Here is a 20,608-nt window from a genome sequence, read left to right on the forward strand (position 1 = left end):
GGCGGCCAGTGCCGGTCGGTGCCGTCGCCGAATGTCACACCGGTGCCGTCTGACTGAACGGATGTCACATTGGGCGATGTGGGGACGTGGTGGCGGCTGGCCGGCAGCTGGTCGGTGCCGTCGCCGAATGTCACACCGGTGCCGTCTGACTGAACGGATGTCACATTGGGCGATGTGGGGACGTGGTGGGGCGCGGGAGGGTAGGACCCCGGACGTTCAGCTTTCGTAGGGGTAGATCTCGAACGGTTCGCCGTCGAAGCCGACGACCATGTGGCCGGTGTGTCCGGCGTCGTTCTTGACGTGGATGGAGATGGTCGGCGGTCCGTTGTCGGATCCGGGTTCGTAGCGGAAGGAGATGATTTCGACGGCGCCGTCGGGGACGTGGAGGGTTTCCGGTGCTCCGGCGAGGAGTCCGGCGAGGGCGATCTGGTCGACGGCGGCGAGGTCGAAGGATCTGTCGTCGTCGGTTCGGGTGGAGGGGCTGCCCCAGTCGTCGAATTCGCCGTCGTAGAGGTGGGGGTCGGACTCGCGCGCGTTGCCGGGTGCGGGCCGGTCGAAGACGGCGTGGGCGGGGTAGAGGCCGAGTTCGTCGGCGACGAGGTCGCCGTATTCGGCGCGGTATTCGTCGAGGAAGAAGTGCAGGCCGGCGCCGGTGGTGAGGGTCGGGACGGTTTTCGAGGGTCCGAGGTCGCTGTTCGCGATCGCCCCGGCGATGCCGCCGACGGCTGCCGCGGCGACGACGAGGACGGCGGCGAACACCCACCGTCGGGGTGACCGGCGGCGCCGCGGGGACACGACAGGGCTGGCGGCGAGCCGGCGGGGGATCTGCAGGTCGCCGATCAGTCGGTCGAGCTCGTCGAACGTCTTCGCCTTCATGGCGGTGGCTGTGCGGGAGGCGTGTTCTTCCGCGGACAGTTGGCCGTCGGTGAGTGCGGCGTCGAGGAGGCCGCAGGCGTCGGCGCGATCCGAGTCGCGGGTGCGGATACCTGCGGGCGTGGTGCTGGGCATCTGCATCCTAGTTGCCGAAGGGGTAGATGCTCAGGGGCTCACCGGAGGGGGCGAGTTCCATGTGCCCGCTCTCGCTGAACTCGTTGTTGACGTAGATCGACACGGTGGGGCCGTCGTCATCGGTCTCGAACGAGACGTGACTGACTTTGCCGTCGGGGACGTTGAGGCTCACGGGGGCGCCCACGACCGTTCCGCCGATCCGGTCGAGGTTCAGCGTCGACAGGTCGAAGGTGGGGGTGTCGACTTTCCGAGTGGTGGGTGTGCCCGACAGCGTGAATCCGCCACGGTAGTCGTAACTCACCACCCGATTCGGTTCGAGAGGGAGTGCCCGTTCGAGACTTCCGTGGCCGGCCTCGTAGAGGGAGAGTTCGTCGACGATGAGGTCGCCGAATTTGGCGCGGTACCGGTCGAGGAACAGCTTCATGCCGTCGGGGGTGACGGGGCTCGGCGTGGGGACGACCAGCGGTTGCACGGAATCGAAGTCGGCCTGTTGCGCGGCGGGGGTTGCGGTGGCCTGTGCGTCGTCGCCGTCGACGAGGGTGAAGGCGGCGACAGCGGCCACGACTGCGGCAGCGGCGACCGCGACGGAGAACCAGTGCCGGGCGGTGTCGCGCGGGGGCGTCGCGTCCGGTGGTGCGTCGGCGGGTCGTTGCAGGTCGCTGACCAGGACGTCGAGGTCGGCGAGGGTGCGGGATTCGGCGGCGAGGTCGGACATCGCCCGGTGTTCGGCCTCGTTGATCTGGCCGTCGCCGAACGCGGCGTCGAGCAGTGCGGACGTGTTGGCTCGATCGACGTCGCGCGCCCGCGTGTTCGGTGGGTATCGGCTGGCCACGGGAGGATCTTAGAGCGCCCGTCCCTAATTCGCGGGTGTCACCTGCCACACGTCTCCGCCGAGTGTCGCGCGCAGATACCCGCCGCCGGACTGTTGCTTGGCGTAGACGTACACGTTGACGGAAGGTCCAGTGCCGCCGTCGGCGAGGAGGACGTGGCCGATGGTGCCGTCGGGAATTCCGACCAGTCGGGGCGCATCACCGAGCAGGGCAGCGAGTGCGGGGACGTCGACCTGGGCGAGGTCGACTTCGCCGGTCCCGGGAAGGCGCTGCGTGCGGGTGCCCGACACCTTGAAACCACCGCGGAAGTCGTACCGGTCGACCTTGTCGGGCGCGTCGGCGGCGGTCCGCGACAGGATGGCGTATTTGTCGTACAACGCCAGTTCGTGGACGGTGAGGTCGCCGAACTTCTGCCGGTACTGCTCGAAGAGGGCGTAGATCCCGTCCTGGGTGAGGGGCTGCGCCCGGCCGACGATGATCGGGTCGACGGCGGGCACCTCGACCTCCGGCTGGGCCACCGCCTTCTCGACCTGGGCGGGAACGGGAACGGGGACGGTGACGGTGACGGGGTCGGGACCGTCCTGCTCGGTGAGCGCGAGACCGATCGCTCCGACCGCGATGACGGCACCGCACGCGACCGCGATCCGCAGGGCCCGCCGGGGCGAGCGCGGCGCCCGGACCGGTGCCTGATCGGTGATCGACGACGCCAGTTGCAGGTCGCTGATCAGCACGTTCAGTTCGGTGAGGGTCTTGGCGGACATGGCCTGGGCGCTACGGTCGTGGTACTCGGCGGCACCGAGCTGGCCGTCGGCGTAGGCGGCGTCGAGTCGGCTGCACGCGTTGACCCGGTCGAGGTCGCGTGCGCGAGTCTGCGAGGACGGTCCTGTGGCCACATCGGCATCGTAGTGGGGTAACCGTGTTTGACCAGCGTCACTCGACCGACCCCTTCTCTCCCGACGCGACGCACGTACTCTGGTCTCCGTGCGAATACAGCGGCAGGTGGTGGACTATGCGCTTCAGCGCCGGTCTCTCCTGGCCGAGGTCTACTCGGGCAGGACGGGTGTCACGGAGGTCTGTGACGCCAGCCCCTACCTGCTTCGTGCCGCAAAGTTCCACGGCAAGGGCAGTGATGTGGTGTGCCCGATCTGCCGTAAGGAGCAGTTGACTCTGGTCTCCTGGGTCTTCGGTGACAAGCTGGGCCCGGTGTCGGGTTCGGCTCGTACTGCCGAAGAGTTGGTGCGTCTCGCGTCCACTCAGGAGGAATTCTCGGTTCACGTGGTCGAGGTGTGCCGGACATGCAGCTGGAACCATTTGGTTCAGTCATATGTTCTCGGTACCGTGCCCGCACCGAAACGGCCGCGGCGATCCTCGCCTCGGCCTCGCCGGACCGCGAGCGAGTAGACACACGCCCGAAGACGGACGCGGGCCGAAGAATGCCCGCCGACGTAACGCAGGACTGAAGCCGGTCCATGACCACTGGAGATTTGTACGTGAGTTCCCCCCGCAGCAACGCCCCGGGTGATCGACCGAACGGACCGAGACGACCGAGTGGCCCCCCGCCACAGGGACGCCCCGGAGGTCCACCACCCCGCGGCGGACAGCCTGCGGGTGGGCCCCCGCCACATCAACCGGGCGGCTCGCCGCCGCGCCAACCGGGCGGCTCGCCGCCGCGCCAACCGGGCGGCTCGCCGCCGCGCCGCATGCCGCCTCCGCCCCCGCAGGGTGGTGGCCGTCCCCCCGGCCCGCCGCCGCGTCGCCCCGGCCCGCCGCCGCAGGGTCCCCCGCCGCGTCGTCCGGGCCCGCCGCCCGGACGTCCCGCGGGTCCGCCGCCGGTCGCGCGGAACCAGTCGGGCCCCGGTGGGCGTCCGCCGGGACCTCCGCCGTCGAACGGTCGCAAGACCGGTGGTGGCGGCCGTGGTGGTGAACCTCCCAAGGGTGGAAAGAAGACGGCTGTGAAGAAGTCGCGGTGGAAGGTCGTGCGCCGGACGGCGTACGCGTGTGTCGCGCTGGGTCTGATCATCCCGATCCTGCTGTTCATGGCGGCATACGTCGTCCAGGACGTTCCGCGCCCCGGCGACCTCAAGACCAATCAGGTGGCCACGATCTATGCGTCCGACGGAACGTCGGTGCTCAGCAAGGTCGTGCCGCCCGAGGGTAACCGCACCGAGGTGACGCTCGACCAGATTCCGAAGCACACCCGTGACGCGGTGCTCGCTGCCGAGGACCGGGACTTCTACTCGAACCCCGGCTTCTCGATCGGTGGTTTCGCGCGTGCCGCCCGCGACAACGTCCTGGGCAAGGACAGCGCCGGTGGTGGCTCGACCATCACGCAGCAGTACGTGAAGAAGACGATGGTCGGTTCCGAGCGTTCGCTGACGCGAAAGATGAAGGAACTCGTCATCTCGTCGAAGATGGCCCGTGAGTGGTCCAAGGACGACATCCTCGCCGCGTACCTGAACACCATCTACTTCGGGCGCGGTGCGTACGGCATCGCCGCGGCGTCGAAGGCGTATTTCAACAAGCCCGTCGACCAGTTGACGGTCGAGGAGAGCGCGGTGCTGGCGTCGTCGATCCAGCTGCCGTCGTTGCTGGATCCGGAGACGAACCCGGAGGGTGCGCAGGCGCGCTGGAACTACGTGCTCGACGGCATGGTGTCGGCGGGGACGCTCGAGCAGTCGGCCCGGACCGGGATGCAGTACCCGCCGTACGTGCCGATCGCGCAGGTCGACAACGGCAACCAGGACTCCGGTCCGGAGGGCCTGATCAAGAACCAGGTGCTGCGGGAGCTGGGCGAGGCGGGGATCAGCGAGCAGCTGCTGAACACGGAGGGCCTCGAGATCACCACGACGATCGACCCGGTCGCGCAGGCCGCGGCGGTCGATGCGGCCCGCTCCAACATGAAGGGTGAGCCGGAGAACCTGCGTACCGGTGTCGTGTCGGTCGATCCGAAGACCGGCGCGGTGCGGGCGTACTACGGCGGCGAGGACGGTGGCGGATACGACTTCGCGAACGCCGGACTGCAGACCGGTTCGTCGTTCAAGGTGTTCGGTCTCGCAGCGGCCCTGGATCAGGGCATCCCGCTGTCGCAGATGTACGACAGCTCGGAGCTCACGGTCAACGGCATCACCATCAGCAACGTCGAGGGTGAGGGCTGCGGCACCTGCACCATCGCCGAGGCGCTGAAGCGGTCGCTGAACACCAGCTTCTACCGTCAGGAACTCGCACTCGACGGTGGACCGCAGGCGATCGCCGACATGGCACACAAGGCGGGCATCCCCAAGGAGATCCCGGGTGTCGGTGCGTCGCTGACCGAGCCGGACGGCAGCGGCCCGAACAACGGCATCGTGCTCGGCCAGTACCAGTCGCGGGTCCTCGACATGGCGTCGTCGTACGCCACACTGGCCGCGTCGGGCACGTATCACGCCCCGCACTTCGTGCAGAAGGTCGTGAGCGCGGACGGCACCGTGCTGCTCGACCGCGGCGGCGACACCGGTGAGGACCGCATCGACAAGGACGTCGCCGACAACGTGACGTCGGCGATGGAGCCCATCGCCGGGTACTCGCGCAACCACAACCTGGCGGGCGGACGTCCGTCGGCCGCGAAGACGGGTACCGCGCAGCTCGGCGACACCGGGCAGAACAAGGACGCGTGGATGGTCGGCTACACCCCGTCGCTGTCGACGGCGGTCTGGGTGGGCACCACGGACGGTTCGGCGCTGAAGAACAGCGGCGGCGCCATGATCTACGGTTCCGGTCTGCCTTCCGACATCTGGAAGGACACGATGGACGGCGCCCTCGACGGCACCGACGTCGAGAAGTTCCCGAAGCCGGGAGCGATCGGTGGTCAGTCGGGTGTCCCGGCCTATTCGGCGCCTGCACCGACCAAGACGTCGGCGCCGCCGTCGAGCACGTTCCAGTTGCCGACGGAGCTCGTGCCGCCGGTGGTCGTGACGCCGTCGCCGGTGGAGATCCTGCCCGGGATCACCATTCCGATTCCGGGTCTGGCACCGCGGCAGACCACCCCGGCCCCCGCCGTGCCGGCGGAGCCGGAGACGACCAGGCCGCCGAACGCGGGTAACGGCCAGCAGCAGGTTCCGACCCGTTAACGGCGACCGGTAGCCTCGCTGAGTGGCCGAAAACCGTGACGCGCACGCCGTCCGAGACGCGGGCGAGACGGGATTCGTCTCGCCCGCGCCGCTGGCGAAGGACCGGCGCTCCGCGGACTGGCGGGACCTTCCGGGGCGCACCGACCCGCTGACCGCCGAGCTGTCGGGGGTGATCGGCGGTCCGATCGGGCGGCATGCGGTCGTCGGGCGCAGCCGGTTCTTCACACCGATGCGCGCCATCCTGTTGCTGGCGATCGTGTTTCTCGCGCTCGGCTGGTTCGCGAAGGCTCCGTGCATCCAGCAGGCGCCGGTCGGCGAGAACGGCGCGCTCGGGCTCGACTGGAGCGGCAGCCGGCAGTACGTCGCGATGTGCTACTCGGACACGGTGCCCCTGTACGGTGCGGAACGGTTGAACGAGGGCGCCTTCCCCTACAAGAAGTGGTGGGAGGAGGCCGCAGGCAACGGCCAGGTGCAACGCCGCTACATGGAGTACCCGGTGATCTCCGGGCTCTACCAGTACGGCGCGATGACGATCGCGAAGTCGTGGGACGCGGTGCACTGGCTACCCGGTGGGCTGCAGGTCGCGATCTATTTCAACGTGGTCGCGTTCGGTCTGGCGCTGGCGTGGCTGGTCACGGTGTGGGCCAGCGCGCTGCTGGCGGGGCGCCGCATCTGGGATGCCGCGCTGATCGCCGCGTCCCCACTCGTGATCGTGCACGCGTTCACGAATTTCGATCCCCTCGCAACGGCTTTCGCGGCGGGCGGCCTGTTGGCGTGGTCGCGGAAACGGCCGGTGCTCGCCGGGATCCTGCTCGGGCTCGGTGGCGCGGCCAAGTTGTATCCGCTGCTCCTGCTCGGACCTCTGCTGGTGCTGTGCCTGCGCACCGGAAAGGTGCGGGTGTGGTCGGTGACGGCGCTGACCGGTGTCGGTGTGTGGCTCGCGGTGAATCTGCCGATCGCCCTGCTGTTCCCGCGCGGCTGGGCGGAGTTCTTCCGGCTCAACTCCGAACGGGGCGCCGACCCGGATTCCGTCTACAACGTCATCTCGTCGTTCACGGGCTGGACCGGATTCGACGGCATCCTCCCGTCCGGTCAGGCGCCCACCGTGCTCAACTCCGTGTCGTTCGTGCTGTTCGTCCTGGTGTGCGTCGGAATCGGGTACGTCGCGCTGACGGCGCCGCGCCGGCCGCGGCTGGCGCAACTGTGCTTCCTGTTGGTGGCGGGTTTCCTGCTCACCAACAAGGTGTGGAGCCCGCAGTACTCGCTGTGGCTGGTGCCGCTGGCCGTGCTCGCGTTCCCGCACCGGCGGATCCTGCTGGCCTGGATGACCGTCGACGCGCTGGTGTGGGTGCCGCGAATGTTCTACTACCTGGGCGTGTCCAACAAGGGACTGCCTGAGCAGTGGTTCACCGCCGCGGTGGTGGTCCGCGACGTCGCCGTCGTCGTCATCTGCGCGCTGATCGTCCGCCAGATCTACCGTCCCGGCGAGGACCTCGTGCGGTACGGCTTCGTCGACGACCCGGCAGGCGGCGTGCTCGACCAGGCTCCGGACGATCAGCCGCGGTGGCTGCCGGACCGGTTGCGCCCGCGGACCCGGGCGGAAGCTGCTCCCGCTCCCGGTGTTTCACCGGTCTAAGACTTCGACAGCACCAGCGCCGCGCCGACGGCGAACACCGCGATCGACACTCCGAGGGCGATCGCGCGGATCGACCACTGGCGGGCGTCGGCGGCGGCGCGCACGGAACGGTCGTATTCGCCGCTCTCCCACAGTCGGTGGACGGTGAGCGAACGCAGCAGCGCGACGATGCCGAACGGCACGAACGCGAAAATCGCGACGGCGGCGAGCGGCAGACCGCTGGCGGGCGGCGGGGCGAGCGGCCCGCGGTAGTCCGCCCCGGTGTCCTGCTGCTGCGACGTCATGCGTTGCCTCCCCGTGGTCCTGCCCACGGCCAGTGGGCGACGACGTGGAGTATAGACCCGTCCAGATGCCCGACTGTGCAGTGCCTTTCGCGCGCCTACGGTTATGTCCCGGCTACCGGCCGCTGTCCACGGTCGGCGGATGCGACCGCGCCGCGACCCACGCCGCCACCTGGGTGCGGGAGCCGACGGCGAGCTTGTCGAAGATGTGCTCGACGTGCCCGTCGACGGTGCGCCGCGAGATCACGAGGGCCTCGGCTATCTGCCGATTGCTGAGGCCCTGCGCGAGTAGTTCGGCGATTTCCTGTTCCCGCTTGGTGAGCGGTGAGGGCTCGGCGCGGGTGGCCGGCGCGTCCTCGGTCCGGGTGCCGAGCGCGAGGTCGACTGCCTGCTCGATGGTGAGCCGGATCGCGGGCGTTGCGAGCTGGGCGAACTCGCCGGGCCCCACCATGCGGGCGGCGTCCCGCTCGGACGACTGGGAGTCGTCGGTGATGTGGGGCCCGAACGCCGCGACGGACGTGCCGAGCCGGTGCCACACCCCCTTCGCGGCGCCGCACAGTGTCGCCGCCGCGTTCGCGTCGCCGCTCGACGTCGCCACCCACGACAGCACCTCGATCGACAGGGCCGTACAGATCTTGTCCTTGAAATCGCGTTGGATCCGCAGCGCCTGCCGGGCGGCGTCGACGGCGTCGTCGGACCGGCCCAGGTGGAAGTACGCGACGCTCGAAACCCAGAGGGCGTAGGCCTTGTTCCACTTCTCGCCGTGCCTGTCCGCCACCGCGATCACGTCGCGGCACGTCTCCAGTGCGTCGTCGAGGTGGCCGTCGTAGGTCTGCGCCATACCCAGCTCGAACGACGCCGTCAGCGCGGAGGCCGTGTCGCCGACGGCGCGGTGGACGGCGATCGCGTCACGGAACAACAGGATCGCGTCGGCGGGGCGGCCGGAGAACACTGCGTGGATCCCCGCCCAGTGATCGGCGTGCGCCCGGAGTCGCTCGTCGCCGAGTGCCGCCGCGATCGCCGCGCATTCGTCGAGATGATCCCGTGCGGCGTCGCGGTCGCCCTGGATCAGCGCGGTCCACGCGGTCACCCACAGCACGTCGCCCCGCTCCCGGGTCGGTTCGGTGAGCCGTTGCAGGATCCGCTCGAGCCGGATACGCCCGTCGGACAGGTTGCCGCCGGCGATCCAGTGGTACCGCAGCGCGACGGCCAGTTCGGCGGCCGCGGCCCGCTGCGAGTCGTCGTGCAGGGCCCAGTCCAGGGCGGCGACGAGATTGGGGTGGTCGATCCGCAGTCCCGCGAGCGTCTCGGATTGTCCTGGCCCGCACCAGTCGAGCGACGACCGGCGGGCTCGCTCCGAATAGTGTTCGAGATGTCGCCGGTACAACTCGTCGCGCTCTCCGCCGAGGTCGAGAAGCTCCTGCCCGTACTCCCGCACCGTCATCAGCTGGGAGTAACGGAGCCTCTCGGTCGAACGGTCCACGGTGACAAGGCTTTTTCCGACCAGCCGATCGAGGACGTCGATGACCGGTGAGTCGGACAGCGCGCCGAATCCGCAGATCGCCTCGGCGGCCTCGAGATCGAAACTGCCGGGGAACACCGCCAGCCGGGACCACAGCAGCCGCTCGGTGTCGGAGCACAGCTCGTAACTCCAGTCGATGAGGGCGCGGAGCGTCTGCTGCCGGGGCAGGGCGGCGCGGTCGCCGCCGGTGAGGAGTGCGAACCGTCTGTCGAGGCGCTCGACGAGCTGCGAAGCGGACAGGGATCGCAGCCGGACCGCGGCGAGTTCGATGGCGAGCGGGATCCCGTCGAGCTGATTGCACAGCTGCGCGACGGCGTGGGCGTTCGCGTCGGTGAGGCGGAAGTCGGCGACCACACTTTGCGCGCGTTCCACCAGCAAAGACACCGACTCGAACGGCGCGATCTCCGATGCGCGGCAGTCCTCGATGTCACCCGGAGTGCTCAGCGGCGGAAGGACGTACGTGAACTCCCCGGCGATCCCGAGCGGCTCGCGGCTCGTCGTGAGGATCCGGACCTCCGGCGCGGCGGCGAGGACCGTGCCGACGAATTCTCCTGCAGCGGACAGCAGATGCTCGCAGTTGTCGAGGACGATCAGCAGGTGCCGCGACCGCAGGTGGTCGATCACCTTGTCCATGACCGCGCGGCTCGACTGGTCGGTGACGCCGAGCGCGGCCGCGGCCGCGGAGGGCAGCGCGTCGGGATCGCGGACGGGGGCGAGGTCGATCCACCGGACCGAGTCGCGGAACGCGCGGGCGGAGCGGACCGCGAGTTCCTCGGCCAGTCGAGTCTTCCCGACACCACCGGCACCGAGCAGTGACACGAGCCGGGACTGCTGCAACCGGGCCCGGGCTTCCTCGATTTCGCGGCGCCGGCCGATGAAGCTGGTCATCGACCTCGTTAGTTCTCTCGAGCGAGTCAGTGGATCTCCCTCTTCCGAGCGGCCAGGGTGTCACGAACCTACCCCCACCGGAATGTGACGGCCAACACAGGTAACGAAGGGGGTGTTTTACCCCGTGTGGGGGTGATGTGACGTGGGTCATCGTGGTTGGCATGCCCGGTTGGCCGCTCCAACTCAGCCGGAACCCATCGTTCACGAGGAGCTCAGCACCATGTCAAAGACCATTTCTTCCGCCGACGTCGATGTCGTCGTCGTGGGCGCCGGATTCGCCGGCCTCTACGCGCTGCGCAAGTTGCGCGACACGATGAACCTGACGACGCGCGTGTTCGAGGCCGGATCGGACGTGGGCGGCACCTGGTTCTGGAATCGGTACCCGGGAGCCCGCTGCGACATCGAAAGCATCCACTACTCGTACTCGTTCGACGAGGATCTGCAGCAGGAATGGCAGTGGAGTGAGAAGTTCGCGGGGCAACCGGAGATCCTCCGCTACCTCGAACACGTCGCCGACCGCTTCGACCTGCGCAAAGACATCACGTTCGGCACCCGGGTGGTCGGTGTGCACTGGGACGACGACGACTCGGTGTGGACGGTGCACACCGACGACGGGCAGAGCGTGCGGAGTCGCTTCTTCATCTCGGGTGCGGGCAACCTGTCCGTCCCGAAGACCCCGGAGTTCGGCGGCATCGACAACTTCCGCGGCGAGGTGCTGCTCACCGGCAACTGGCCGAGGGAGGGCGCCGACTTCACCGGCAAACGCGTCGCCGTGATCGGGACCGGGGCGAGCGGCATCCAGGCCATCCCGTTCATCGCCGAGGATGCGGCCGAACTGGTGGTGTTCCAGCGGACCCCCAACTTCGCCACCCCCCTCGGCAACGGTCCCATCGACCCGGACGAGGTGGCCGAGATCAAGCGCAACTACGGCGAGGTCCGGGACGCGGCCCGCAACCACTTCCTCGGCGTGCCGTTCACCCAGGTGCAGCCGTCCGCGCTCGCCGTCGAGGCCGACGAGCGTCGCCGCACGTTCGACGAACGCTGGAACGCCGGCGGGTTCCGGCTGTTCATCGACTCCTACCAGGACATCCTGTTCGACAAGGCCGCCAACGACACGATCGCCGACTACATCCGGGAGCGGATCCACGAGCGCGTCCAGGACCCGGCGAAGGCGGCGACGCTGGCGCCGACGGGCTACGCGTACGGCACCAAGCGGCCCCCGCTCGAGACCAACTACTACGAGGCGTTCAACCGCGACTCGGTGAGCGTCGTCGACGTGAAGTCCACGCCGATCGACGAGATCACCGCGAGCGGGGTCCGGGTGGGTGACCGAGTCTACGAGGTCGACACCATCGTCCTGGCAACCGGATTCGACGCGATGACCGGTCCGCTGATGGCGATGGACATCCGCGGTCGAGGCGGGCTGCGGCTGGCCGAGAAGTGGGAGCACGGGCCCCGGACGTACCTCGGGATCATGGTCAACGAGTTCCCGAACCTGTTCCTCGTCACCGGACCGCAGTCGCCGTCGGTGCTGTACAACATGCCGCTCGCCATCGAGGACCACGTCGACTTCGCCACCGACGCGATCGACCACCTGAACGGCCGCGGCCTCGACGTCATCGAGCCCACCGCACAGGCCGAAAGCGACTGGGGCGCATTGACCAACGAGATCGCCGACCAGACCCTGCTGCCGGAGACGAACTCGTGGTACATGGGCGCGAACATTCCCGGTAAGCCCCGCGCCTGCATGGTCTACCTCGGCGGGGCGCCCACCTACCGGGCGACGTGCGCCGAGGTCGTCGAGGCCGGCTACTCCGGTTTCGACCTCGCCCGGGCCGAGGCCCGCGCCGCCACCACCGTGTCCTGACCCAGAACCCCCGACAGAGGAGACCGACATGGCACTCGACGCACACGCAGCAGAACTGATCGCCGGACTGCAGGCGCAAGGTATGAAGGCTTTCGAGCAGATGACCGTGGACGAGGCCCGCGCGGTGGTGGGCACGTTCACCGGACTGCAGGCGCCGCCCGAACCCGTGGCCCGGGTGGCGGACGCACACTACGTCAGCGGCGGCACGCAGATCCCGCTGCGGATCTACGTGCCCGACGGTCCGGCGCCGCATCCGGTGGTCCTGTACTTCCACGGCGGCGGGTTCGTCGCCGGCGACCTCGACGTGATCGACGAACCGGCGCGGGCGGTCGCGAACGGTACGGGCGCGGTCGTGGTGGCCGCGACGTACCGCCGCGCTCCCGAGCATCGCTTCCCCGCAGCCGCCGACGACGCCGCGGCCGCCCTGCAGTGGGTGGCCGACACCGTCACCGAATACGGCGGCGACGCCGGCAACGTCGTCGTCATGGGCGACAGCGCCGGCGGCAACCTGGCCGCCGTCACCGCGCTGCGCGCACGCGACGCGGGCGGACCCCACCTGCGGGGGCAGGTGCTGATCTATCCGGTAATCGATCCCAACGCGGAGTTCCCGTCCCGGCGGGAGTTCGCCGAGGGGTACATCATCGGCGCCGGCGACCTCGACTGGTTCTGGAGCAACTACCTGTCCTCGCCCGACGACGCGCAACATCCGTATGCGATACCGAGTCGCGCCACGAGCCTCGAGGGACTTCCGCCGGCCCTCGTGCTCACCACCGAGAACGAGGTGGCGCGCGACGAGGCCGAAGCGTACGCCGCGTCGCTGCGGCAGGCCGGGGTCGATACCGAAGCGATCCGGTTCGACGGTCTGATCCACGGAGCGTTCTGGATGTCCGGGGCCGTGCCGCGCAGCAGCGAAATGCGTGCGGCGGTCGTCGAGTTCGTGAAGAGGGTGACGGCCACCGCCCCCGTCGTGTGACGTGACCCGGTCGCGTCAGCCCTCGACTCGAGCCTCGAGTCGGGGGCTGATGCGTGGCCATTCCTCGTCGACCATCGAGAAGAGCGCGGTGTTGCGCCAGGTTCCGCCGCGTCGGCGTCGGTGCTTGCGCAGGATGCCCTCGAACTCGGCTCCCAGTTTGGCGTGGCGCCGCCGCGGGAGTGGGCGTTGCGTTCGTCGGTGTGCCTTCGACGCGGACGGCGATGGCGACCGACGTCCAGTGGAAGATCCGGGGGTCGTCGACCGCGTCCAGCAGTCCGTCGACGTGCATCTCGCCCGGCGGCTCGAGCCGCACGTGCCGCCCGGTGAGAAATGGGGTGCGCGAACCGGGATTCGCTCATCGCACCGGCTCGGGAGATTTCAGCATCGGCCGGTGGTCCGAACCGGGACCGGTGTGGCCGCGAGCCGGAGGATGCCGAAGAGTCGCGCGCAGGAACACGAAGAACAGCACCACCAGCAGTCCCGCGCGGCCCCACACCCCGAACTTCACCAGAACCTCGAACGTCGACGCGTCCGTCTGCGCGGCGAGGGCGCCGAAATACTTGAAGACGCCGATCCCCATCGACAGGTCGGCCACGAGATACGCCGCGACGAGCCCCCACGGGACGCGCAGCAGGACGAAGAACGGGATGAGCCACAGCGTGTACTGCGGCGAATGCACCTTGTGCAGCAGCAGGAAACCGCACAGCATGGCCGCGCTGACGGCGATCCACGGGTACACGCCGTCGCGGTGGAATCGCATCCAGCCGAGCCGCAGGGCGATCGCGAACGCGACGCACACGAGAAGCGGCGACAGCAGGCTCACCGTCTGGTCGTATGCCGGGAGCGGGACGTCGTCGGAGACCGGACCGAACAGCGGTCGCAGGCCCCAGTACCAGATGGAATTGGTGGTGAGGTCGGCCTGACGGTTCTGCTGGAACGTGAACGACGCCCGCCACCCGCTGTAGGAGATGAGAGCGAACGGCAGGTTCACCGCCACGACGGTGGTGATCGCGGCGGCCGCGACCATCATCGCGCCGCGCACGTCGTAGCGTCGGCCGGCGGTGCCGTTCCGGGTGAGGACGTACGCCATCAGTGGGAGCACGAACGCGCCCGGATACAGCTTCAGACAGAAACCGATGGCGAGGAGCACCGCCGCGAGGACGGCGCGGGCGCGGAGCGGGATGCGCTCGAACGTCATGACGAAGATCGCGGCCACCGACGTTGCGACCACCGGCAGTTCCCAGTTGTGGAAGGCGTACAGGACCAGCGGCGGAGTCGCCGACCACAGCAACGCCCACCACCCCGCCAGACGTCCCAGCATCCATGCCGTGAGCAGGCCGAACGGCGCGAGGATCAGCGCCGAGTGCAGCAGGAAGTCGGCGTCGGTGTGGGAACCGATGCCGCCGAGCCACATGAGGACACCGCTCAGAACCGGGTACTCGACGGTGCCGCCGGTGAGCACGCCGTCGGCGTTGATCCCCCCAGTGACGTACGGGAAGACGTGCAGGTTGACGTCGCGGCCGAGCCACAGGAACTGGATGTCGGAATAGCAGACCTGCGTGTCCTTGATGCGGTCGAAGAGCAGGCTTCGCCCGACGCCGTCGAACGGCGCCCCGGCGCACCGCGCCTTCTGCAGGTAGCCGGCGAGCATGGCGAGGCCCGCCAACCCGACGACGAACGCCGTGATCGGCGACCGCTGCCGAGCTCCGATATGCATGAATCCACACTAAGGTGCGCGGGCCCCCGCGTGCGAAGCGGAAACGCCGTGCGTGCGGCGGTCAGTCCTCCGTCCGGCGCAGGGCGTCGGGCTTGTGGACGGCGTCCTTTCCGGTCTTGTCGCTGACGACGCGGTACTGCGGGTCGTCCTCGGAGGCCCGCACGGTGCGGCCCGCCGCCCTGGTGTCCTCGGTGATCTCTTCCTCGACCTCGCCGGACGTGGTGGTGCCGTGCGTCTTCCACTCCACCTTGTCGCCTCGGTGCAAATTCTTGTCGGCTGCCATCGTGTCTGCGTACCCATCGGTACCCCCGATCACACCGGACGGCCTGATTTCGCTGGTCAGGGGCTCGTCATGTACCCTGCAAAGGTTGCTGACGCAACGACCCTCCTGCCACGGACAGTCCGTGGCCGTTTTCACTAGTCCATAGGAGGTGATGAGGTCTTATGCGTCATTACGAATTGATGGTCATCCTTGACCCCAGCCTGGACGAGCGCACTGTTGCTCCTTCGCTGGATACGTTCCTCAATGTTGTTCGCCAGGACGGCGGCAAGATCGACAAGGTCGATGTCTGGGGTAAGCGTCGTCTCGCCTACGAGATCCTGAAGCACAGCGAAGGCATCTACGCGGTGATCGACATCAGCGCTACGCCCGCCACCGTCGCGGAGCTCGATCGTCAGCTCGGTCTGAACGAGTCGGTGCTGCGTACGAAGGTTCTGCGCCACAACAAGTGATTTCTGTCGGTCACCAGCCCTAGGCTCGTGCCCAACCGAACTCCACATTCTGCAGGAGGAACCATATGGCAGGCGACACCGTCATCACCGTCATCGGAAACTTGACGGCTGATCCGGAGCTTCGATTCACCCCCGCGGGTGCCGCGGTCGCGAACTTCACTGTCGCGTCCACGCCCCGCACCTTCGACCGTCAGACCAATGAATGGAAAGACGGCGAAGCACTGTTTCTGCGTTGCAACATCTGGCGCGAGGCAGCCGAGAACGTCGCGGAGAGCTTGACCCGTGGCTCGCGAGTGATCGTGAGCGGCCGGCTCAAGCAGCGCTCCTACGAAACTCGTGAAGGTGAAAAGCGCACTGTCGTCGAGCTCGAGGTCGACGAGATCGGCCCCTCGCTGAGGTACGCCACGGCCAAGGTCAACAAGGCCAACCGTGGTGGCGGCAGCGGCGGTGGCTTCGGTTCCTCCGGCGGATCGGGCGGCGGACGTCCGCAATCCAACACCGGCGGAGATGATCCGTGGGGCAGCGCGCCGCAGGCGTCCGGCTCCTTCGGAGGCTCTGGTGGTGGGAGCGACGAACCCCCGTTCTGATCCGTACCTGATCGGAACATCCAGAAAAGAGCAAACAAATGCCGAAGCCGCCCTTGCGCGACAAGGTAATGAAGAAGAAGATCTGCATCTTCTGCAAAGAGAAGAACACGCAGATCAACTACAAGGACACGACGCTGCTGCGTAAGTACGTCAGCGACCGCGGCAAGATCCGCGCGCGCCGTGTCACCGGCAACTGCGTCCAGCACCAGCGCGACGTTGCCATTGCCGTCAAGAACTCACGTGAGGTGGCGTTGCTGCCTTACGCCACCGTGGCTCGCTAAGGAAAGGGAGGAAAGACATGAAGCTCATCCTCACCGCTGACGTGGACAACCTCGGTGCGCCTGGCGACACCGTCGAGGTCAAGGACGGCTACGGCCGCAACTACCTGCTGCCCCGCGGCCTGGCCATCGTCGCCACCCGTGGCGCCGAGAAGCAGGTCGAGGGCATCCGTCGTGCGCAGGAAGCCCGCGCCGTGCGCGGTCTCGACCACGCCAAGGAGCTCAAGGACGCCATCGAGGGTCTCGAGAACATCTCGCTGACGGTCAAGACCGCCGGTGACAAGGGCAAGCTGTTCGGTTCGGTGACCGCCGCCGACGTTGCCGGTGCCATCAAGGCCGCCGGTGGACCCGTCGTCGACAAGCGCAGCCTGGAGCTGCCGAAGGCTCACATCAAGGCGACCGGCAAGCACGCCATCGTCGTGAACCTGCACCCCGACGTGGTTGCGAAGTTCCACCTGAACGTCGTCGGCGCCTAGTCGACTCGTTCGAACACAGGCCCCCCGGACGCCTCGGCGTGCGGGGGGCCTGCGCTTGTCGATTCCGGCTGCCGGCTCGCCCGCGTGTTTTCGGGGGTGTGAGGCGCGCAGGGGACCGGCTTCCAGGTGTGACTGGAAGTTAGCCGCCCCCGTCGGCGGTGTGTGAGGTGAATCATATTGCCACGCAGGGGCGATCAACTCAACACGCCCGAGTCGTCAACGCGAAAGACACGCCGAACGGGTTTTCATCCACAGTGGGGAGAATCCAAAAAACGGCTCTGAACTGGGGCTTTGAGATTGTGATATGCACTTATCCTCAGGTTATCCCCATGGGGTTAACAAACGTCCCCAGCGGTTTACACAATTTGTCCCCAACTGTGTACACAGGCCGGTTTGAACCCTGGGTAGCTAATCCCTAACGTCGTCCCGGCGTGCCTCACGATCACGACGTCGGCAGCCGCGGAGAGCCTGCGAAGGTTGTCGGTGGGGGCGAGTACAAAGAGTTCGGGGCACCAAATACCGGAAGCATTTTCCGGGCGGCGCAACAGTGATGGGGAAGGTCGGTCGAGTGGCTGTAGTAGACGATCGGGGCCATTCCGAATACCCGGGTCCGCCCGACGCGGAGCCCGGTGAAGAGTTCGGCCGGCAGCCCCCTCAGGACATGGCGGCGGAGCAGTCGGTGCTCGGCGGCATGCTCCTCAGCAAGGACGCCATCGCGGACGTGCTCGAGGTCCTCCGCCCCGGCGACTTCTACCGTCCCGCGCATCAGTCGGTGTACGACGTGATCCTCGACCTCTACAGCCGCGGTGAACCCGCCGACCCGGTGACGGTGTCCGCAGAACTGGATCGCCGCGGCGAACTCCGTCGCATCGGCGGCGCGCCCTATCTGGTGACGCTCACCCAGACGGTGCCCACCGCCGCCAACGCCGGCTACTACGCCGAGATCGTGGCGGAAAAGGCCATCCTGCGTCGCCTCGTCGACGCCGGCACCCGCATCGTCCAGTACGGCTACACCGGCGCCGACGGTCAGGACGTCGCCGAGGTCGTCGACCGCGCGCAGGCCGAGATCTTCGAGGTCACCGAACGCCGCACAACCGAAGACTTCGTCCCCCTCGAGGAACTCCTGCAGCCCACGATGGACGAGATCGACTCCATCGCCAGCCGCGGCGGCATCTCCCTCGGTGTGCCCACCGGCTTCGTCGAACTCGACGAGATCACCAACGGCCTCCACCCCGGTCAGATGATCATCGTCGCGGCGCGACCCGGTGTCGGTAAGTCGACCCTGGGAATGGATTTTTTGCGCTCCTGCTCCGTGAAGCACGGCATGGCCAGCGTCATGTTCTCGCTGGAGATGAGCAAGACCGAGATCGTCATGCGTCTGCTGTCGGCGGAGGCGAAGATCAAGCTCGGCGACATGCGCTCCGGCAAGATGACCGACGACGACTGGACGAAGCTCGCTCGCCGCATGAGCGAGATCAGTGAGGCGCCGCTCTTCATCGACGACTCGCCGAACCTCACGATGATGGAGATTCGCGCAAAGGCCCGGCGGCTCAAGCAGAAACACGACATCAAACTGATCGTGATCGACTACCTGCAGCTGATGAGCTCCGGTAAGAAGGTCGAGTCTCGTCAGCAGGAAGTCTCCGAGTTCTCCCGTAGCCTCAAGCTTCTGGCGAAGGAACTCGAAGTTCCCGTGGTCGCGATCTGCCAGCTGAACCGTGGTCCCGAACAGCGGCAGGACAAGCGCCCGCAGGTCGCTGACCTGCGCGAATCGGGCAGTCTCGAGCAGGATGCCGACATGGTGATCCTGCTTTACCGCCCCGACGCGACCGAACGCGACGACCCCCGCGGCGGCGAGGCCGACCTCATTCTCGGCAAGCACCGTAACGGTCCGACCGCGACAATCACTGTGGCGCACCAGCTTCACCTGTCCAAGTTCGTGGACATGGCGAGAGGTTAGCTAGCAGCAGCAGCGAAGGCTATTGTTCACGCGCGGCGGCGCCACTTCCTAGGGGTGGCGCCGCCGTTGTGATTGTGGCTGCTTGTCCGGGCCCTGTTATCGCCGGGACGCCTCACTACTACCGTTTCCGGCGTCGAATGCCGTCATCGAGCCCGACCCGCTCGCGTCGGGGCGCCCCCGACGTCCCAGCTCAACGAGGGGGGTGGGCGCTTCAGCATGCGGCCGACCTCGAGCAGGAATTCGGAGGAACGAATCCCACACTGACCTGATGCGAGCGCAGCGGCGAAGGCGTTGCGCCGCAACACCAGCGAGCCGAAATGGCGAACTCCGGCCAAGCCGAAGCATGTCAGATGACAACGGCACCGACGGTGATCGCCCTCTCCACCTACTAGCCGCCGCCGTCATCCGATCGGCCGGTGGTCCTCAGCGGCCGGGCCACGAGGCGCGGGGGTCGAATCCGTCGGCCTTCTCGGCCTTTTCGTAGGCGCGCAGGGCGTCGATGGCCCTTTGGTCCAGCCGTTTCGGCACCGCGACCTGCACGGTGACCAGCAAATCCCCGGGCTTTTCGTTGCGGCAGCGGACCCCGCGTTCGCGTATCCGGAAGGTGCGACCAGATGGGGTGCCGGCGGGGATCTTCACGCTGACATGACTGTCGAGTGTGGGCACCGAGATCGTGGCGCCGAGGGTGAGTTCGGCGAAGCTGACCGGCACGGTCACCGTGAGGTCGTCCCCGTTCCGGCCGAACACCGGGTCCGGGTCCACCCCGACGGTGACGTACAGATCTCCGGACGGGGCGCCGCGCAGCCCGGGCTCGCCCTGGGTGGGCAGCCGGATGCGTTGACCGTCCGCCACTCCGGGTGGGATGCGGACGTGGCCGCGCTGAGCCGACGGCTCGCCCTGGGTGGCAGCGGATGCGGTGCGTCATACCATCCCACCGCGCATACCTCCGCTGTCACCACCCCACCACTCCGGGTGGGATGCGGACGTTGATGGTGCGGGTGCGGTACCCGACCCCGCTGCCCTGGCAGTCCGCGCACGGGGTGTCGATGACCATCCCGGTGCCGCGGCAGTCGTCGCAGGAGTCGCTGAACCCGAAGCCGCCCTGGTTGCGGGTGTGGGTGCCGGCTCCGCCGCACGAGGGGCACCGGCGCGGATGGGTGCCGGGGCGGGCGCCGCTGCCGTGGCAGGTGGTACATGCCGTGGGGGAGTTGACCTGCAGCGGCAGCACCACCCCAGTGACCGCCTGCCGCAGCGGCAGTCGGGCCTCGGCCTCGACGTCGCTGCCGCGCCGCGGGCGGGTCGCGCCGGTGCGGGTGCCGCTGCGCCGGAACAGGTCTCCGAACGCGTCGCCGAACCCGGCCTCGCCGGCGGTGGTGAACGGGGAACCGCCGCCGAACAGGTCGGAGATGTCGAAGCCGCCCGCGCCGGCTGCCCGTCCGGTGTAGGTGCCGGTCCGCGTTCCTGCTCGGTGGAAGGCCCCGGAGCGATACAGCTGCCGGGTCTGGTCGTATTCCTTGCGGGTTGCCGGGTCCGAGAGCACCCTGTGTGCCTCGCTGACCGCTTTGAACCGTTCCTCGGCGGTCCTGTCGTGGGGGTTGGCGTCCGGGTGCAGTTGCCGGGCCAGGGTGCGGTACGCGCGTTTGATCTCCTGCGCCGATGCCGTGGAGGGGACGCCCAGGTCGGCGTAGAAGTCGCGTTCGATCCACTCCTGCTGCGTCACAGGATCTCCTCCCTTCCGGATCGATCG

Annotated in this window: 17 protein-coding genes and 2 pseudogenes; 10 read left to right on the plus strand and 9 right to left on the minus strand. The window is 68.1% G+C overall.

Annotation, left to right across the window (positions count from 1 at the left end; genetic code table 11):
* Positions 1-216 precede the first annotated feature (216 nt).
* From H0B43_RS19395 to H0B43_RS19405, 3 genes are read right to left on the minus strand one after another with little or no spacing between them, the layout of a single operon-like run.
* Positions 217-1,008 (minus strand): DUF1707 domain-containing protein, encoded by a 792-nt coding sequence (locus tag H0B43_RS19395; RefSeq protein WP_185726452.1) that lies wholly within the window; start codon positions 1,006-1,008, stop codon positions 217-219.
* A gap of 7 nt (positions 1,009-1,015) precedes the next feature.
* Positions 1,016-1,840 carry a DUF1707 domain-containing protein gene (locus tag H0B43_RS19400; protein ID WP_185726451.1) on the minus strand — a complete coding sequence of 275 codons (825 nt, stop codon included), beginning with the start codon at positions 1,838-1,840 and terminating at the stop codon, positions 1,016-1,018.
* Between the two features lie 24 nt (positions 1,841-1,864).
* Positions 1,865-2,731, minus strand: coding sequence for a DUF1707 domain-containing protein (locus H0B43_RS19405; RefSeq protein ID WP_185726450.1), 867 nt, complete (start codon positions 2,729-2,731; stop codon positions 1,865-1,867).
* A gap of 88 nt (positions 2,732-2,819) precedes the next feature.
* On the opposite strand from H0B43_RS19405, the gene H0B43_RS19410 reads away from it, so the two are divergent.
* The 3 genes from H0B43_RS19410 (at position 2,820) to H0B43_RS19420 (ending at position 7,580) form a co-directional block, all read left to right on the plus strand.
* Positions 2,820-3,239 carry a DUF5318 domain-containing protein gene (locus tag H0B43_RS19410; RefSeq protein ID WP_185726449.1) on the plus strand — a complete coding sequence of 140 codons (420 nt, stop codon included), beginning with the start codon at positions 2,820-2,822 and terminating at the stop codon, positions 3,237-3,239.
* Positions 3,240-3,790: 551 nt separating this feature from the next.
* Complete coding sequence (locus tag H0B43_RS19415; protein ID WP_185726448.1) at positions 3,791-5,944, plus strand: transglycosylase domain-containing protein; 2,154 nt, start codon at positions 3,791-3,793, stop codon at positions 5,942-5,944.
* A 22-nt stretch (positions 5,945-5,966) separates the two neighbouring features.
* Positions 5,967-7,580 carry a glycosyltransferase 87 family protein gene (locus H0B43_RS19420; RefSeq protein ID WP_185726447.1) on the plus strand — a complete coding sequence of 538 codons (1,614 nt, stop codon included), beginning with the start codon at positions 5,967-5,969 and terminating at the stop codon, positions 7,578-7,580.
* Here the strand turns inward: H0B43_RS19420 and H0B43_RS19425 are convergent.
* Both H0B43_RS19425 and H0B43_RS19430 read right to left on the minus strand, forming a co-directional pair.
* Positions 7,577-7,864, minus strand: a complete 288-nt coding sequence (locus tag H0B43_RS19425; protein ID WP_185726446.1) for a CD225/dispanin family protein — start codon at positions 7,862-7,864, stop codon at positions 7,577-7,579. The two genes, H0B43_RS19420 and H0B43_RS19425, sit on opposite strands and share 4 nt — an antisense overlap.
* A gap of 112 nt (positions 7,865-7,976) precedes the next feature.
* Positions 7,977-10,271, minus strand: a complete 2,295-nt coding sequence (locus tag H0B43_RS19430) for a LuxR C-terminal-related transcriptional regulator (protein WP_185726445.1) — start codon at positions 10,269-10,271, stop codon at positions 7,977-7,979.
* A gap of 220 nt (positions 10,272-10,491) precedes the next feature.
* Between H0B43_RS19430 and H0B43_RS19435 the strand changes: the two genes are divergently transcribed.
* Together H0B43_RS19435 and H0B43_RS19440 are read left to right on the plus strand one after the other, a co-directional pair.
* Positions 10,492-12,138, plus strand: coding sequence for an NAD(P)/FAD-dependent oxidoreductase (locus H0B43_RS19435; protein ID WP_185950073.1), 1,647 nt, complete (start codon positions 10,492-10,494; stop codon positions 12,136-12,138).
* A 28-nt stretch (positions 12,139-12,166) separates the two neighbouring features.
* Entirely contained in the window at positions 12,167-13,111 is a 945-nt protein-coding gene (locus tag H0B43_RS19440) for an alpha/beta hydrolase (RefSeq protein WP_185726443.1), read from the plus strand.
* A 355-nt stretch (positions 13,112-13,466) separates the two neighbouring features.
* On the opposite strand, the gene H0B43_RS19445 is transcribed toward H0B43_RS19440, so the two are convergent.
* Both H0B43_RS19445 and H0B43_RS19450 read right to left on the minus strand, forming a co-directional pair.
* Positions 13,467-14,828, minus strand: a complete 1,362-nt coding sequence (locus H0B43_RS19445; protein ID WP_185726442.1) for a glycosyltransferase family 87 protein — start codon at positions 14,826-14,828, stop codon at positions 13,467-13,469.
* Positions 14,829-14,889: 61 nt separating this feature from the next.
* On the minus strand, positions 14,890-15,111 hold the full coding sequence (locus tag H0B43_RS19450) for a DUF2945 domain-containing protein (RefSeq protein ID WP_185726441.1): 222 nt from the start codon (positions 15,109-15,111) through the stop codon (positions 14,890-14,892).
* Positions 15,112-15,272: 161 nt separating this feature from the next.
* Between H0B43_RS19450 and rpsF the strand changes: the two genes are divergently transcribed.
* The 5 genes from rpsF (at position 15,273) to dnaB (ending at position 18,861) form a co-directional block, all read left to right on the plus strand.
* On the plus strand, positions 15,273-15,560 hold the full coding sequence (gene rpsF / locus H0B43_RS19455) for a 30S ribosomal protein S6 (RefSeq protein ID WP_005249677.1): 288 nt from the start codon (positions 15,273-15,275) through the stop codon (positions 15,558-15,560).
* Positions 15,561-15,625: 65 nt separating this feature from the next.
* Positions 15,626-16,147: a single-stranded DNA-binding protein gene (locus H0B43_RS19460; protein WP_005249678.1), complete on the plus strand. Its 522-nt coding sequence runs from the start codon at positions 15,626-15,628 to the stop codon at positions 16,145-16,147.
* A gap of 38 nt (positions 16,148-16,185) precedes the next feature.
* On the plus strand, positions 16,186-16,428 hold the full coding sequence (gene rpsR / locus H0B43_RS19465) for a 30S ribosomal protein S18 (protein ID WP_005249686.1): 243 nt from the start codon (positions 16,186-16,188) through the stop codon (positions 16,426-16,428).
* Between the two features lie 17 nt (positions 16,429-16,445).
* Positions 16,446-16,901, plus strand: coding sequence for a 50S ribosomal protein L9 (gene rplI / locus H0B43_RS19470; RefSeq protein ID WP_185726440.1), 456 nt, complete (start codon positions 16,446-16,448; stop codon positions 16,899-16,901).
* 568 nt (positions 16,902-17,469) lie between these two features.
* Positions 17,470-18,861 (plus strand): replicative DNA helicase, encoded by a 1,392-nt coding sequence (gene dnaB, locus H0B43_RS19475; RefSeq protein WP_185726439.1) that lies wholly within the window; start codon positions 17,470-17,472, stop codon positions 18,859-18,861.
* A gap of 423 nt (positions 18,862-19,284) precedes the next feature.
* On the opposite strand, the pseudogene H0B43_RS19480 reads toward dnaB, so the two are convergent.
* Together H0B43_RS19480 and H0B43_RS19485 are read right to left on the minus strand one after the other, a co-directional pair.
* Positions 19,285-19,725: pseudogene (locus H0B43_RS19480) on the minus strand (DnaJ C-terminal domain-containing protein); the annotation flags it as partial.
* 118 nt (positions 19,726-19,843) lie between these two features.
* Positions 19,844-20,581, minus strand: a pseudogene (locus tag H0B43_RS19485) (DnaJ domain-containing protein); the annotation flags it as partial.
* Positions 20,582-20,608: the final 27 nt, after the last annotated feature.

Origin of the sequence: Rhodococcus sp. 4CII, assembly GCF_014256275.1 — a bacterium.
Taxonomy (GTDB): Bacteria; Actinomycetota; Actinomycetes; order Mycobacteriales; family Mycobacteriaceae; genus Rhodococcus_F; species Rhodococcus_F wratislaviensis_A.